This is a genomic window from Neolewinella antarctica (genome assembly GCF_011927835.1).
Classification (GTDB): domain Bacteria; phylum Bacteroidota; class Bacteroidia; order Chitinophagales; family Saprospiraceae; genus Neolewinella; species Neolewinella antarctica.
This window is the reverse complement of record NZ_JAATJH010000002.1, coordinates 857,205-873,066: the sequence shown is the minus strand read 5'-3', so window position 1 is coordinate 873,066 and position 15,862 is coordinate 857,205. Positions and strand designations below refer to the sequence as shown.

The following is a 15,862-nucleotide window of genomic DNA, read 5'->3' as shown; positions in this document are numbered from 1 at the left end:
CTTAGCTGGAAGCAGTGTATCACCTACCTAACAAACATTACCCTGCTTGAATACGCTTAAAAGCCAGTATCCGTACCAACCCCCACACTATGAAAAAAATTGGCATTCTCTACGGCCGCGAGCGCAGTTTCCCGCCCGCCGTCATCCAACGCATCAACGATAAAAACGTGGACGGCATCATGGCCGAGCCCGTCAGAATTGACAAAGTCGGTCAGGGCCTCAACCCCGGCTACGCCGTCATCATCGACCGCATCAGCCAGGACGTGCCCTTCTACCGCGCGATGTTGAAGAACGCCGCCGCCACGGGCACGGCCGTGATCAATAACCCCTTCTGGTGGAGCGCCGACGAGAAGTTTTTCAACAACGTCCTCAGCGTCGGTGGATTAGACATTCCCGTCCCCAAGACCGTCCTGCTACCCAGCTACCAAAAGCCGACCGATACTTCCGACGAATCTTTTGCCAACATGGCCCACCCGCTCGACTGGCAAAGCATGTTCGACTACATCGGCTGGCCGGCCTTCATGAAACCGCACGACGGCGGTGGCTGGAAAAACGTTTATAAACTCAACGGCCCGGATGACCTCTGGAAAGCCCACGCCGAATCCGACCAGCTGGTCATGATGTTGCAGGAAAACGTCAACTTCACCAGCTATTTCCGTTGCTACTGCATCGGCCGCAAGTACGTGAAAATCATGCACTATGAGCCCCGCAACGAGTTCCTGGATCGCTACAAATGCCACCACGACGTATCCGACGAGATGATGCAGTTGATGCACGACTACGTCATTAAGATTAACGACTGGCTCGGCTACGACTTCAACACGGTCGAGTTTGCCATCCGCGACGGCATCCCCTACGCCATCGACTTCTGTAATGGTGCGCCGGACGCGGATAAATTCAGCGTCGGTGAGGAAAACTTCGAGTGGGTTATCGAGCACGCCGCGCGCTACGCCATCGAGCGGGCGCAGGCGCACGAGCCGGGTAAGAGCAACCTGACCTGGGGTAAGTTCGTCCAGCAATCCGTTGCGGGCACTTACGACTCCCGCCGGTAGTTTCTCGCTGCGACTAAAATACCGAAAGCCCCGCTGCCAATTCGTTTGGTGGTGGGGCTTTTACGTTGGTTTAAGGTTGAATAGGTAGAACTTCGCTCCCAGGTATCTATCTGATACTTAGTACACCCGATCCCGATAGTTATCGGGATCGAGACCGCGCCCGAATACCGACTAGAGAAACTAAGTAATCGGCAAACAAAAAGCCCACGACCGTCTGATACGTTCGTGGGCTTTCCGAGTATGTTTAGGCTCAGTGTATTACGTGACGTTAGAAACGTCGATGCCCATCTCACCCGCGCGTTTTCGCCAGCGATCGCGCGCCACCTTTTGCATATCCGAACTGGTGTCCATCTCGTCCATGATTTCGAGCCCCAGGAGGGTTTCCATGGCATCTTCCATCGTCACCAGACCTTCCATACCGCCGAATTCATCCACGACGAGGGCGATGGGCTCACGCCGTTCCAGCATCATGTTGATTAAGTTGTGGAGCGACGTATTTTGGGGGATCATCTGGATGGGCCGGGCCAGCTCGCTGATCGGTGCATCGTCCCGCTTTTCGATGATCGCCTTGTAGATCATGTCTTTAAGCACGTAGCCTTCTACATTATCGCGCGTCTCCCCAAAAACCGGGTAGCGGCTGAAGGGGCTGTTGTCGTACTTTTCGTAAAATTCTCTGACGGTCAGGTTAGCTTTAGCACCCACGACGACCGTGCGGGGCGTCATCACGTCGTGCACCGTGAGTGAGTCGAACATCAGTAGGTTCTGAAGGATACGCCCCTCTTCTTTAGCCAATTCGCCGGATTCGGTCTGCGCATCGGCCATGGCCATGAACTCACTCCGGCTGAGTGCCGTGGAGTGCGGATCGTCGCCGCGCAGCAGTAAATTCTTAATTTTATCGGATACCCAGATGAAGCCCGTCCAGGTGAAAATCTTCACCATAATGTTGAGCGACTTGACGGTAAAGGGCGCCAAGGTTTTCCAGTAAGTCGCGCCGAGGTTTTTCGGGATGATTTCGGAAAGGATCAGAATGGCCAGGGTCATGACGACGGACACGATGAGTTCATACCCAACCGCGTAATCGAAATAAGGAATCGTGAAGGCGACGGCATCGATGCCAAAAGCGTCTCCGGTACTCGCGCCCACGAGGATGGCACCAACGGTATGCGCCACGGTATTGAGCGACAGGATGGCCGTGAGGGGTGCGTTGACGTCATTTTTGAACTTCGTCAACAACTCCCCCGTCGTGCCACCTTCCTGCAGCTTTAGCTGCACGTAGCCGGGCGTAATCGATAGCAGCACGGCCTCCCAGATGGAGCAAAGAAAAGAAAATCCAATCGAAATTGAAGCAAAAAGCAGGAGGGTTCCCATAAGCGGTTACGGCGAAGAGTGTGGGCCGGATTGTAGTAAATTCAACGCACGGTAAGTCAGCGAATGTCGCCGCTCTGCCGTGCCTCGTTTGCTAAAAAGCAGGAGCCGCCGTCGTGTTCTAATTCAGGTAGAGTTTCTGGGCGGGGGCAACTACTTCGCCGGGGCGCATGCCGTTGATGGCGCGTAACTCGGAGGGCGTCATGTTGTACGCCCGGGCGATAATGTACACGTCCTCGTTTTCCTGTACGACGTGGCTGCGGCGAGCGTACACCGGGGTCGGGGGTACTTCAGTACTAGTCTGACCGGCGGCGGAAGCAGCACCCGTCGGGGGTGAACCTAGGTAAACGTTATCGGTCCGAGCGGGGCCGCCGTAAGGTCGTGGCGCGGTCGCGGGTGCCGGGTAGGTTGCGGAGGCAGCATTAGCGGACGGGCGGGGGTCGGGCTTGGTACCGTCGGCATTCCCAACGGGCGGGCTGGTGGAAAAAGAAGGTGCACCGTACGTACTCGGTTGAAAGTCCGTCCCCACCTGCGGGTTACCGCTTAGCTCGTCGGATGATGCTGCCGCTTGCGGTACGGAAGCGTACGCGGGCGCGGAACCGTAAGCCCGTGGCTGCTCCTGAGGTGCGGCGGTAGCCGGCTGATTGAGCTGCGTTGGCGGTAGCATAACCGGCTGGTTCGGAACGTCATTGTAGGTAGTTGGTGGCCCCTGGGCGAGACAGTCGCAGTGATCGATCTTCACCCGCTGGTTGGCGTAAAGGAAGTCGTTGGGGCCGAGGTTGTTGAACTGCCGGAAGCGGGCTTCCGTGTAGCCGTACGTCAGGGCAAGGCTGGCAACGGTCTGACCGGGCTTGACGACGGTGGTGTTATCACCGCTCGGGTACGCAGGAGTAGCTGCGGACTGGGTAACCGGAGCCGGAGCTGTGGCCACCGGCGGCGTGTACACGTAGGTGGACACTTGCGCTTGGTCGGCAGGTGAGGCGGGTGCCGCTGGGGCGGAATCAGTGCCGGTAACGGTCAGTACTTGACCGGGGTAAATCGTGTTACCCGTCAGGGCGTTGAGCCGTTTGATGGCCGCGGGGTTGGTGCCGTAGCGGCGGCTGATCGCGTAAAGGGTCTCCCCTTTCACGACGGTATGGGTTTGGCCGGTAGCGACGGGGGCAGTTGTACCGAGTGCGGCGCGAGATTCTGGCTGGTCCATCACGGTCGTCCGTGCCACCGGGTTGTTGCCGTAACCGGTATTTACGGGAGTAGAGGTTTGGTAAGTTTGGGGGTAGGTTGTCGTGGTGGAAGCGTACACTTCGCCCTGCGGTTGTTGTACGTTGGTTTCCGGCGTGGAGGCTACGATCCGTGGCGAACCGCCGCGCAGCCGCTGACACTCGCTAGCGAGATAATCGAGGACCGGGCGGCCATTAACGGCGCGTGCGACCACTACCCCACCGGAAACGCTCAGACCGTCACTACCGAGGCGACGCTCCATGAGGCCGATCTGCGGAGAGATCCGGTAACTGATGAACGTATTGGCACCCTGGGGATCGGCTTGCTGGAAGAGAAAGGCACCACCACAGGGACCGTCTTCAAGACCCTGAAACACAACCCGCGCGGAAGTAGACCGGGCCGTCACGTCGTCATTAATTTGTGCGTACTGCTCGTCCAACCGCAGATCGACTAGTTTAGAGCGGTAGCTGAGGATGCCATCCTTGTGGGACAGTAAACTTCCGGAGATGACCGGGCTGGCGTAATACTGCCCGTTGAGGGCGACGCGCAGGATAGTGATTTGGTCCGTTCCGCTGGTAACACGATTCAGCAGGCGGGCGTCGAGACGCGAGTCGTCGCAGTCGATGGAGCCGACCGGAAGGTAAGTTTGTACGGTACCGGCTTCGGGGCCGGTCTCGAGCATTAGCCGGCTACCGTCCGCCAGGCGGAAGTGGTAGGCGTAGTAGTCCGTCCGCATTTGGGTGGTCATGCCCTGGTGGTAACGGACGCGGTCGGCGCAGCCCCCGTCGGTGAGAATGTAGAGGTGTTCTGCACTCACGCTAGTGGTGGTGCAGATCGCGCAGGCGAGCAGCAAAATAAATCTGTACATAAGTGGTATAGTAAGCAGTAACGTGTGCGGTAATATAAAAAACGGTTCAGTAGGGAACCCCCACAAAGTAAAGATATTTGCGGCGCATTTCACTGGTTTTAACGCGGAGATGCTTTATAGCCCTTTATGGACTAAATTTTCCCCGCGAGATAACGCGCGCCGGGAGGTGCTTTAGCTTTGTTATATTTGCGGCGGCCCTGCGTACCCGGGCGAGCCGCAGATTGTTACCGGCTGACGTTAGAGCGCAACAACCCCGACTGGAATTTTTATAACATTAGCTACGTGAATTTATCCCCCAAAACCGGAGGTCGCCACCCACAGCGCGCCGTGGTTCTCTTCGTCCTGTGCCTGGCCCTCGTGGCGGGCATCGGGTTCTCCGCATCCGCCTGGCTCAGCCCGACTCCCCCGGCACCCGCGTTGAGCGCCCAAGCCTTCCCCATGGTGCCGCCTACCCTTCGCTACGGCGTAGTCGTCGACACCCTGCAGGAGCGCGTCGACACCATCCGCAGCGGACAGACGCTCTCCGACTTACTCATCGCGCACGGACTGACGAGCCAGCAAAGCTTCGACTATTCGAACACTTTTAATGACCTCTTCGACGTCCACAGCCTCCGCGCGGGCAAAACATATACGCTGCTCAACGACGAGGACACCGACGGCCCGGATTACCTAATTTACCAACCCAGCATCTACCAGTACGTTAAGCTGGACCTGCAGGGGACCGGCGATGACGAACGGGTGACCCTGCCAGTAGAAACAGAAATCGTCAACGCCGGCGGCGTAATCGAAAGTAACCTCTGGAACGCCATGACGGGCGCCGGCATGAGCCACGGCCTCACCGACCGCATGGAAGACGCCCTGCAGTGGAGCGTGGATTTCTACCACGTCCAGCCGGACGATGCCTTCCAGCTCGTCTACGAAAAACGCCTGGTCGAGGGCGAAGTAGAAGCCGCCCCCGGCCAGGTCCTCGCCGCCCGCTACAGCTCCGGCGGAGAAGATATCTACGCCTTCTGGTACGAAAGCGCGGACAGCACCCAGGCGGGCTACTACGGCCTGAACGGGGAGCCGATGAAATCGACTTTCCTCAAATCCCCGCTCCGCTTCAGCCGCATGTCGAGTGCGTTTAATCGCCGGCGTTTTCACCCCGTCCTCCGGCGCGTCAAAGCCCACCTGGGTACGGACTACGCGGCCCCCTACGGCACCCCCATCATGAGCGTTGCCGACGGGGTCATCATCGAGCGCGGCCGCCGGGGTGGCAACGGCAACTTCGTCAAGGTAAAGCACAACGAGACCTACACGACCCAGTATTTGCACATGCAAAAATTCGCGGAAGGGCAACGGGTGGGCAGCCGCGTCCGCCAGGGGGAGACGATCGGTTTCGTGGGGTCTACTGGCCTGGCTACGGGTCCGCACGTCTGTTACCGGTTCTGGGAAAATGGCCGCCAGGTCGACCACACGAAGCTAAATTTTCCTTCCGCCAAGATTATGCCCGACACCTTGTTGCCTAGCTTCATCACCCAACGCGATGCCTACCTCGTTGAGCTCAATAAGGTCGGCCAGCCATCGCAGGACACGCAACAACAGATGCTGGGCGGCCTGGAGCGGATGAAAGAGCTGAAGGCCATCGATCAGTCCAAGGCCAAGTAAGCCGACCGGAAAATGCTTTACGCCCTCGGTATTTTCTCTTTGCTGGCCCTCCTGGCCGCCTACGTACTCATCGAGCGCAAGCTGCCCTACGTCATCATTACACCCTACCGCAGAAAACTGACGGATACCCCGGGCAACTATGGATTAGCCTACGAGCAGTTCCGCTTGCGGGTCGATGATGCTGTCGAACTCGACACTTTTTTCATCCCGGCAACCACTCCGGCGCGGGCTAACCTGATCATTCTGCACGGCATTGGTTCCGGCAAGGAAGTCTACCTGCCCCTCCTGCCGGAGCTCTGCCGGATGGGGTACAACATCCTGTTGTGGGACCAGCGGGCGCACGGCAGAAGCGACGGAACCTACGTGACCTTTGGGGCCCGGGAAGTGCCGGACGTTAGCCGCGGTCTGGACTGGCTGGACGCACGCACGCCGCACGTCCCGACGGGCATCTACGGAAATTCCATGGGTGGAGCGGTGGCTTTACAGAGCCTGGCGGCCGACGCCCGCTTACGCTTTGGCCTGATCGAAAGCACTTTTTCAACCCTGCCGGACATCACCCACGCGTACGGTATCCGTATGGCCGGCTTTTGGGTACCGCGCTGGTTGACGGATCGGCTACTCGGCAATGCGGGCAAAATCGCTGGCTTCCGGCCCTTCGCCATTCGCCCGGTCGATGCGGTGGCGGAGATCACGCAGCCGGTCTTGCTGATTCACGGGGATGCGGACAATAACATCAACATTAATCACGCGCACCGGCTTTTCGCGGCGCTGGGTTCGGCCGATAAAGCATTCCACGTCGTGCCGGGCGGGGACCACGCGGACCTGTGGGAGCGAGGGGGGAACGAGTATAAAGAGGTCTGGTACGGATTTTTCCGGAAAATGCTGACTGCGCTTTAGCAAAAGCACTTTGTCAGCGGTGGGCGCTGATGGGAGCTTGTTAGTTAGTAACTGACCTTACGCAACCGGATTATGAGGCGAAATAATCTGCGTAACATCAGTTAATAAAGGGTGACGTTAGACATACTTGGCCTGCGGGTTACCGGAAGTTGAGCTCCCCGCCGGAAGCAGACCTACCGGTCCGGGATTGATGAAGGCGTCCCAAGAATAGACGAGAAAAGCCAGCGGAATGAAAAATTCCTTGTATTCCGTAATCGTCCAGAGGCGACCGAAGTTACTCCCGTTAATTAAGAAAACCAGTTGGCTCGTTACCAACAGCGCGATTGCGCCGACAACAATAATTCGGTCTTTCCGCAGACTGGCATTTGCGGCGAAAAAGCACAGCATGATGGTACTGGAGAAAAAAGCGAACTGCGTCAGCACGCTGTTCCACATGTCGTAATTGTAGGCGCAGGCCACCGCACCGACCACGGCTACGTAGGGCTTAGGGACGAACAGGTTCATGAATTGGTTCCGCCCGAGGGAAGGGAAGGCAAAGCGGAGAAACGGTAGAACAACCAGGAAGCCGAAGGCGCAGAAGTAGTAGATGTATTCAATCTCGTTCGTGGCAAAATTGTGCAGATTCATTTCCGCCTGCGCGTTGCCGGCGAATGATTCGGGTGATTTGATGTCGATAACCCGTTGGAACCAGGAAATCTCTTCCATGGCGATGATGAAAAACACCGCTGAGAGCAAGCCCAGCATAAACTTCAAGAATGGCGACTGCGCTTTGATTAAAGGATTAGCAAACAGGGCGTAGGCGGCCAAAAAACTACTAGCAAACAGGAGCAATGCCGACCCCCACTCCACCGGATAATCCTCCCGGGACAACACGTTGAATAGTCGGGGAAAGACCGTAAACAAGGCCAGGCAGGCTAATGTGCCCAGCAAGACTACCGCCGTACTCAGTCGTTCCGGCCAGGGCCCGGGGCTTTGGCTGATCTGAAACTTAGGGGACCGACCGTACACAAAGCCCCAAACACCCACGGCCGTAGCGGCCAGGAGTACGCCACTACGGATTAAGTAGGGCAAGGATAGCTCGGGGAGGCGCTCCACGGCAAATACCGCCTCGCTCAAGTAGAAAACCTCTAAGCCGATGATGGCGGCAAAGCAGAGGAGAAGACAGCGCCAGTTGGGTGTTTCAACACCATTAGTTGGGATTGATTTGCGTGACATAATTCGACGGTGTGGTTTGCTAAGACAGGGTGTTGGAGTGAACTTGGGAAAATTAAATTATGCGTACGACGCTAAAAAAACGTGCTGGTGCCAAGGCTGACAAATCAGGCGAAAGAATTAACTAATTACTGAATCTGGTGGAAGGGCCGTACGAAAATATGATCCCGCAATAATCGCGCACTGCGGCAAAGCTGGGTGTTGTTGTGTGCCGGTCGCGCAGCCGCAACCGGGGTGGCAAATTTAACATAAGTTGCGCTATTTGATTCGCTGGACGTCCCTGATTTTTGTGAACGGTATTTGCACGGAACGCGGATAGGCAATTTCGCACCAAAATTCCCCGTGGCGCGGCCGCGGGTGCGGGGTTAAGCTTCGGACGCCCACCCCACTGGTGGGCCGTAAAAGTTAAATTCCATAATTAATTGTCCACAAACAACACCGCGGGCAATCTATCCCCGTAAAAACGGTTAACACCCCCGAACTAAGTTTTTGTATTCGCGAATTATAGGACAAACCCCGGTTTCATCGTCATTAAACCAACAACGACATGAGATCCTTATTTTTTCTTCTGCTGGTTACTACCGGCTTTGCGTCTTCAGGCTTGCACGCCCAGGAAGCGCTCCCCACGATTACCGATGCGTTGAGTGCCGACAGCACTACGACTACTTTATACGCCGCGCTGGACGCGGCTGACCTATCGACCGCGCTCGCCGAGGATCGGGAGGTTATTTTACTCGCCCCGACTGATGACGCCTTTGCGAGCATCCCGTCGGAAACGATGGCTAAGTTGCTGGATCCGCAGAATGTTTCTTCGCTCCGCACGATTCTTACCTACCACCTCCTGGAGGGCGGTGAGCAGGGGGCTTCCGACACGGCTACGCGCGCCTCCGATGGGGGAGCTACGCTAGGGGAAGTCATCGAATGCTCGAACGGCGTCGTTTACCTGATCGATCGGGTACTGTTGCCACCGGGTTTCGACCTTTCCGAGTTAGTTGATTAATAGCGGTCTCCTCTCCGATTCGCCCCGTGCGGATTTCAATGACCATCTAACCTATTTCGAATGGCCAGGCCCATGCGGCCGGTCACCCTATTTTATCGGTACATCCGACGCTCCCTTTGGTGGCGACGCTGCAGCGTCGCTACCGGAGGGGGTGTCGGATTTTTGGTTTTAAAGCCGGCCAGTGGCTACCGTACGGGGGCTTATCTTTCCCGTTCCAAAATTCAGCCAGCCGCCATGACTAAGTACCTCTGCTTTATAGCGTTCCTCCTTTGCACCAGCGCCAGCGCCCAAATCCGGGCCCAAACAACGAACTCTGGAGATTCCAAAGACCTCACCTACTACCTTCCGGACCTAGCCTACGACCCGGCCATCACCACCCCCGAAGAATTTCTCGGCTGGCAGATCGGCGACTGGCACATCAGCCACGATCTACAGCAGGCTTACGTGAAACTGCTCGCCAGCCAGAGCGACCGGATGACACTGGAGGTGATCGGAAAAAGCTACGAACAACGGCCACTGCTGAACCTCATCGTGACGAGCCCCGACAACCAGGGCCGCCTGGAGGAACTCCGCACGAAACACGCGACCTGGAACGTCCGCAACGGAGGCGTAAAGGCCAACGAAATCGACGACGTGCCGGCCGTGCTTTACCAGGGGTTTAGCATCCACGGCAACGAGCCGAGTGGCGGAAACGCCGCGCCGCTGGTGGCCTACTACCTGGCCGCCGCGCCGTACGCCGCCGTCGCCAAGGTGCTCGACGACAACATCGTGCTGTTCGACCCTTGCTACAACCCGGACGGCTTCAATCGCTTCGCCAGCTGGGCCAATAGCCACAAAAACAAAGCCCTGACCGCCGACCCGAACGACCGGGAATACAACGAAGCCTACCCCCGCGGCCGCACGAATCACTACTGGTTCGACCTCAACCGCGACTGGCTGCCCGTCCAGCACCCGGAGAGCCGCGCGCGCATCGAGCAGTTCCACCAGTGGCAGCCGAACATCCTCACGGATCACCACGAGATGGGCAAGGACGCCACTTTCTTCTTCATGCCCGGCGAGCCGACGCGCGTCCACCCGATGACGCCAAAAGTGAACCAGGGGCTTACCTTTAAGATCGGCGAATACCACGCCGCGGCGCTCGACGAGATCGGCTCGCTGTACTACTCCGGCGAGGGCTACGATGACTTTTACTACGGTAAGGGCTCCACCTATCCGGACATTCACGGCTGCGTCGGCATTCTCTTCGAACAGGCCAGTTCGCGCGGCCACCTCCAGGAAACGGATAACGGATTGCTCAGCTTTGCCTTTACCGTCCGCAACCAAGTAGCCACCGCGCTGAGCACGCTCACCGCGTTTGGCGAACTGCGCAACGATCTGCTCACCTACCAGCGCGACTTCAACACGAATTTTGACGGTGGTAACGCCGGGTATCTCGTCCAGGCCGACGGCGACCAGGGCCGCGCTAACGAGCTGATGGACATCATCCGCCGTCACCAAATTCCCGTGCAGCAGAACGGCGACGGGCGGGAGGTAACCGAGTTTTTCGTCACGGAAACGCCCGCGAGCCGCGCTTTTTTCGAACCGATCTCGGAGTTTACGGACAGTTTGTTCTACGACGTTTCCACTTTCGTGCTTCCCTACGCTTTCAACCTGCCCTACGAAAAGATCAGCGGCGGCGTTCCGCGCGGCGGTAACTGGATGGACACGGGCGGGACGGCACGGGCCAACGAAATACGGCCAGTTGCCCGGGCCGAGTACGCTTATTTGCTTCCGTGGGACGACTACTATTCCGCAAAAGCCCTTTATAAATTGCTCGACGAGGAGCTGATCGTAAAGGTTAGCGACCAAGCTTTTTCCGTCAACGGACAAGAAATAGGTGCCGGCGCCATCGTCGTGCCGGTAGCCAACAACCAGGAGCAAACACCCGAGGAGATTTACGCGATCGTGCAGCGCGTGGAGCGGGAGACCGGTCTACCCTTCCTGCCGCTGAGCAGCGGGCGGGTAACTCAGGGTCTGATGCTGGGTAGCCGGTCGGCTTACCAGACGCTGCGGAAGCCGGAGGTGGCCATTCTCGTCGAGGGCGGGACGGCCAGTCTGGAAGTAGCCGATGCCTGGCATCTGCTCGATCAGCGGTTCGAAATCCCGGTTACAAAACTTCCGCTCGGTGACGTTGCGGGGGCGGATTTGAGCCGGTACAACACCATCATTATGGTCGACGGAAATTACGGTGACCTGGGGACCAGGGGTACGGAGGCCATCAAGGACTGGCTCGGGCCCGACCACGTTTTGATCACCCTCAAGCGGGCGGGCACCTGGGCGCAGGGTAATGGCTTGTCAGAAATTTCCGTGCGCAACGCCGACGATCCGGATCAGGCCGATACGTTGCGGCGGCCTTATGCGCGGTACTCGCGCGACGGCGGCGGCAAGGTGCTCGGGGGTTCGATCTTCGAGGCGCGAGCGGACTTAACGCACCCGCTGATGTTCGGCCTGCGCCGGGCGGATATTCCGGTGTTCAAGCGCGGTACGTTGCTTTTTGACCTGCCCGAAAACCTGTACGCTTCGCCACTTACCTACGGGGCGAACTCGTTACTAAGCGGGTATTCGCCGCGCGGTTTTGAGGAGGCGCTGGGCGGCACGGCGGGCATCGTCGTGGGTAACTACCGCGGCGGGCGGGTGATTAGTTTTGCGGACAACCCCAATTTCCGGGCGTTCTGGTACGGGACGAATCGGTTGTTTATGAACGCGGTGATGTTTGGTCATACGATATCTTCGTGGGCTACGGAGTAATTAGTCTGTGGTCCGTGGTCTTAAGTATGGCGAATCTAGACTTTAGATCATAGACCAATGACTTTTCCTGCGCGGTCGCGGGTGCAAGGTTTCTTTGTTGGACACGGCACACATCCGGTTAGTCCGCTAAGAGCCTCAAGTAATTTAACTACTTAGTTCGTCCAAATCAAGTTATTTATGCGCTTACTTATTACGCTAATTTTTCTTGCCCTCACCACCCTACTCTGCACCTGCGACGCGGTAGTAAGTCCCGTACTCAGTCGGGGCGACCGCGCCCAAGCCCAGGAAGACGTTACGGGCAACCCCCTAAATCTCGCCGACTACCACGATTATTCGGATGACCCGGAAGCGCAATTCGCCGGCGGGGTGCGGATGATCCCAATTACGACGCCGAGCGGTGACTTTAAGGTGTGGACGAAACGCGTGGGGAATAACCCGAAGACGAAAGTGCTGCTCCTACACGGCGGCCCCGGCGTCAACTACGCTTACTTCGAGTGCTTCGACGGTTTCCTGCCCGGCGCCGGCATCGAGTACATTTATTACGACCAACTCGGCTCGTGGCTCTCCGACCAGCCGACCGATACCAGCCTCTGGCAGATCGACCGCTTCGTGGACGAAGTGGAACAGGTACGGCAGGCGCTGGACCTGGGCGCGGATAATTTCTACATCCTCGGCCACAGTTGGGGCGGTATTCTCGGACTTGAATATGCGCTACAACACCAGGACAAGATGAAAGGCCTCATCATCTCCAACATGATGGTGTCCGTCAGCGCGTACAACAAGTACGCCGACGAAGTGCTCGGTCCGCAACTCGATCAGGATACGCTAAGCAGCATCTTAGCTTTTGAAGAAAAAGGGGATTTTGCCAATCCGGAGTACTTCCGCATGATCTCCGAAAACTTTTACCCGAAGCACGTTTTGCGTATGCCGATGGCCGAGTGGCCGGAACCCGTCAATCGCGCCTTCGAGCACGCCAACGGGCAGATCTACGTACAGATGCAGGGCCCGTCGGAATTCGGTATCCGCGGCGGTGCGAGTCTGACCAGCTGGGAACGCCGGGCGGACCTGCCGAAGATCACCATCCCCGTTCTCACCATCGGCGGCCAGTACGACACCATGGACCCGGAGCACATGCGGGAGATCGCGGATGAATTTCCGAACGGTAGTCATTTGCACTGCCCGAACGGTAGCCACATGAGTTTTTACGATGACCAGGCGGTTTATTTTGCGGGGTTGATTGATTGGCTTCAGGAGAGGGAGTAAGGAGTTGGGAAATAAGAGAAAAGAGGTGAGAGTATAGAGACAAGAGTAAGGACGGCTCCGGCGTGTCGGGGGGGGGAATACTCAATGATCGGTAAATTTTCAACATTCTTCGTCACTGTTCGTTTCTCCAACTATGATCGTATTGCTCTACATCGGTATCACAATTGCCACCGTGGCGGCCATGGAGTTCACCGCCTGGTGGGCGCACAAGTACCTTATGCACGGAGCGCTGTGGTTCCTGCACGAAGACCACCACAAGCACGACCACGAGGACGATAGCTTTTTCGAGAAGAATGACGCGTTTTTTATCATTTTTGCCGTGCCGAGCGCGCTCTCCTACTGGATCGGCCTGAGTACGCCCGGCTTGATGTGGTTGACGTTCGTCGGACTGGGCATTAGCATTTACGGCCTGATCTATTTTTTGATTCACGACGTGTACATTCACCGCCGGTTCAAGTGGTTTACGCATTTGGATAATAAATACAGCCGCGCGATCCTGCGGGCGCACGGTCACCACCATGTTTTTACGGAAAAAGAAGGGTCGGAGAGTTTTGGGCTACTCGTGGTGGATGAGAAGTATTACGGGCGGCGGAAGGATTGGGACAAGAAGTAGGCGGTAGGCGGTAGGCGGTAGGCGGTAGGCGGTAGGCGGTAGGCGGTAGGCGGTAGGCGGTAGGCGGTAGGCGGTAGGCGGTAGAAATTAGCCCACCTGAATTGTATCTTCGTAATTATTTTTATAAACTAAAACATTAGCTCAGAGACTTTAGACCAAAGACTCTAGACCACAGACCCTAGACCACAGACCCTAGACTAAAGACTACCCCCGTGGATGATCGTTTACTAGACAAGATCGCCGAACCCTTCAACCTCAAACTGCCCGAGTACACCTCGATGCACGAGATGATTGAGGAGATCCTGCCCGCCGTCCGCTCCTTCAGCGAGCCGGAACTCGCGGCCGAGGACAGCCCCCTGTACGAGAACAACTGGGTACGGATGACGGATAACCCGGGCGATACGATCGTACAGTTGCACCGCTTCAACCGGGGTGGGGAAATTCAGATCGCGAACGACGGGGCGATGGACTCCCTTTCTCACCAGATCGTTTCCCCCAAGCGCATCATCATCGGGCAAAGCCTGTACCGCGATAGTTTTCTCTACGAACTGGCTTTTCTGGACAATGATTTTCTCATTCTGAAGCGCCACGGCAACGAAGCTAACTTTACGAACAAGTACCTTTTCTACGCCGTCGAGCACATTGGCTCGCGCCTGACCTGGGACGAAGCGCTGGAAAAAATCGTAGCGAAATACCGGGATAACTCGATGCCCTGGTGGCTAATTCTGGTGGTACTATTGTTGGTTGGCGGGGCGGTTATTTATCTCAGTTAGGGTTAAGGTTTCAGCGCGAGGGCAGCACCATCCGTAGCGCCCCGTGCGGGGACGAGGGCGACCGTAACACCGGTACGACATTGTCAACCCAGCGCGTAATCACAACCCTTCGCATTCCTAATACCCAGTACCCCTTACCCAAACACACCCTCCGCCATCCGAAATGTGTTTGCGTGCGCCTCGATGATCGTCGCCAGCCGCTCGGAATATCCGCCGCCCATACTCACCGCTACGGGAAGTCCCCTTTGCGCGCACTGTTCGAATACGTACTTATCGCGCTGCTTGCAGCCCTGGATCGTGCAGGCCAGCCGACCGAGCTTGTCCGTGGCTAAAATGTCAACGCCGCTGAGGTAGAACACGATGTCCGGTTGTTCCCGATCGAGCAGGGTTGGTAATACTTCTTCGAGTTTCGCCAGGTAGGCGGCATCCTCCGTTTTGTCCGGGAAGCCAACGTCCAGATCCGAGGTCATTTTGCGCGTGGGATAGTTCCGCGCGCCGTGAAAACTTAGCGTGAAGACGCGGTCGTCACGTTCGAAGATTTTCGCCGTTCCGTTGCCCTGGTGCACGTCCAAGTCGATGACGATGGCTTTCCGTATTTCGCCGGTGTGGAGCAATTCGTGGGCGGCAATGGCGATGTCGTTATAGACACAAAACCCCTCCCCCCGGTCCGCGAAACTATGGTGCGTACCGCCGGCGATGTTGAGGGCGACGCCATCCTGAAAAGCATACCGGGCGCAGTCGAGCGTCCCCTGGGCAATGACGCGCCCGCGTGCGATCAGGTCGGGCCGCATCGGAAAACCGATCGCACGGATTTCTTTAACGCTCAGCGTGTTGGTTTTGAGTTTGTGCCAGTAGTCCGCCGTGTGGGTGCGCAAAATAGCTTCTTCCGGTAGTGGATTTGGGGCGAAGAAATTAGCTTCCGTAATCGTCCCCTCGTACAGCAACTGCTCGGGTAGCAGCGTATACTTATCCATCGGAAAGCGGTGCTTCGCGGGTAACGTGTAGCGGTAGGTGGGACTAAAGGCGATTCTCATCAACTGGTTCTGGCGTTTCTTTACATGCCTCCGGCGGTTTCCAGAAGATGACGAAGAAGTGTAGGAAGTAAAAGAAGCATAAAAATTTACGTCTCTCCCTCTTTTTCTTCCTTTCTCTTCCTCCCCCGACTCA

At 57.1% G+C, this 15,862-nt stretch carries 12 protein-coding genes; 8 read left to right on the top strand and 4 right to left on the bottom strand.

The features are described 5' to 3' along the window. Positions 1 to 89 precede the first annotated feature (89 nt). Positions 90 to 1,052, top strand: coding sequence for an ATP-grasp domain-containing protein (locus GGR27_RS08755; protein ID WP_168037041.1), 963 nt, complete (start codon positions 90 to 92; stop codon positions 1,050 to 1,052). A 258-nt stretch (positions 1,053 to 1,310) separates the two neighbouring features. Here the strand turns inward: GGR27_RS08755 and GGR27_RS08750 are convergent, their stop codons facing one another. Together GGR27_RS08750 and GGR27_RS08745 are read right to left on the bottom strand one after the other, a co-directional pair. Then, positions 1,311 to 2,420, bottom strand: a complete 1,110-nt coding sequence (locus GGR27_RS08750; RefSeq protein ID WP_168037040.1) for a CNNM domain-containing protein — start codon at positions 2,418 to 2,420, stop codon at positions 1,311 to 1,313. 118 nt (positions 2,421 to 2,538) lie between these two features. Beyond that, positions 2,539 to 4,503 carry a LysM peptidoglycan-binding domain-containing protein gene (locus GGR27_RS08745; protein ID WP_168037039.1) on the bottom strand — a complete coding sequence of 655 codons (1,965 nt, stop codon included), beginning with the start codon at positions 4,501 to 4,503 and terminating at the stop codon, positions 2,539 to 2,541. Positions 4,504 to 4,785: 282 nt separating this feature from the next. Between GGR27_RS08745 and GGR27_RS20040 the strand changes: the two genes are divergently transcribed. Next, entirely contained in the window at positions 4,786 to 6,150 is a 1,365-nt protein-coding gene (locus GGR27_RS20040; RefSeq protein WP_168037038.1) for a peptidoglycan DD-metalloendopeptidase family protein, read from the top strand. 12 nt (positions 6,151 to 6,162) lie between these two features. Further along, positions 6,163 to 7,047: an alpha/beta hydrolase gene (locus GGR27_RS08735; RefSeq protein ID WP_168037037.1), complete on the top strand. Its 885-nt coding sequence runs from the start codon at positions 6,163 to 6,165 to the stop codon at positions 7,045 to 7,047. A gap of 117 nt (positions 7,048 to 7,164) precedes the next feature. Here the strand turns inward: GGR27_RS08735 and GGR27_RS08730 are convergent, their stop codons facing one another. Beyond that, positions 7,165 to 8,262, bottom strand: coding sequence for a hypothetical protein (locus tag GGR27_RS08730; protein ID WP_168037036.1), 1,098 nt, complete (start codon positions 8,260 to 8,262; stop codon positions 7,165 to 7,167). 544 nt (positions 8,263 to 8,806) lie between these two features. Between GGR27_RS08730 and GGR27_RS08725 the strand changes: the two genes are divergently transcribed. The 5 genes from GGR27_RS08725 (at position 8,807) to GGR27_RS08705 (ending at position 14,695) form a co-directional block, all read left to right on the top strand. Then, entirely contained in the window at positions 8,807 to 9,259 is a 453-nt protein-coding gene (locus GGR27_RS08725; protein ID WP_168037035.1) for a fasciclin domain-containing protein, read from the top strand. Between the two features lie 234 nt (positions 9,260 to 9,493). Beyond that, on the top strand, positions 9,494 to 12,046 hold the full coding sequence (locus GGR27_RS08720) for a M14 family zinc carboxypeptidase (protein WP_168037034.1): 2,553 nt from the start codon (positions 9,494 to 9,496) through the stop codon (positions 12,044 to 12,046). 177 nt (positions 12,047 to 12,223) lie between these two features. Further along, complete coding sequence (locus GGR27_RS08715) at positions 12,224 to 13,309, top strand: proline iminopeptidase-family hydrolase (protein WP_168037033.1); 1,086 nt, start codon at positions 12,224 to 12,226, stop codon at positions 13,307 to 13,309. Between the two features lie 133 nt (positions 13,310 to 13,442). Next, complete coding sequence (locus GGR27_RS08710) at positions 13,443 to 13,922, top strand: sterol desaturase family protein (RefSeq protein ID WP_168037032.1); 480 nt, start codon at positions 13,443 to 13,445, stop codon at positions 13,920 to 13,922. Positions 13,923 to 14,134: 212 nt separating this feature from the next. Then, positions 14,135 to 14,695, top strand: a complete 561-nt coding sequence (locus GGR27_RS08705) for a hypothetical protein (protein ID WP_168037031.1) — start codon at positions 14,135 to 14,137, stop codon at positions 14,693 to 14,695. 134 nt (positions 14,696 to 14,829) lie between these two features. Here GGR27_RS08705 and GGR27_RS08700 read toward each other — a convergent pair whose 3' ends face one another. Next, complete coding sequence (locus tag GGR27_RS08700; protein WP_168037030.1) at positions 14,830 to 15,732, bottom strand: histone deacetylase family protein; 903 nt, start codon at positions 15,730 to 15,732, stop codon at positions 14,830 to 14,832. Between the last annotated feature and the right edge of the window lie 130 nt (positions 15,733 to 15,862).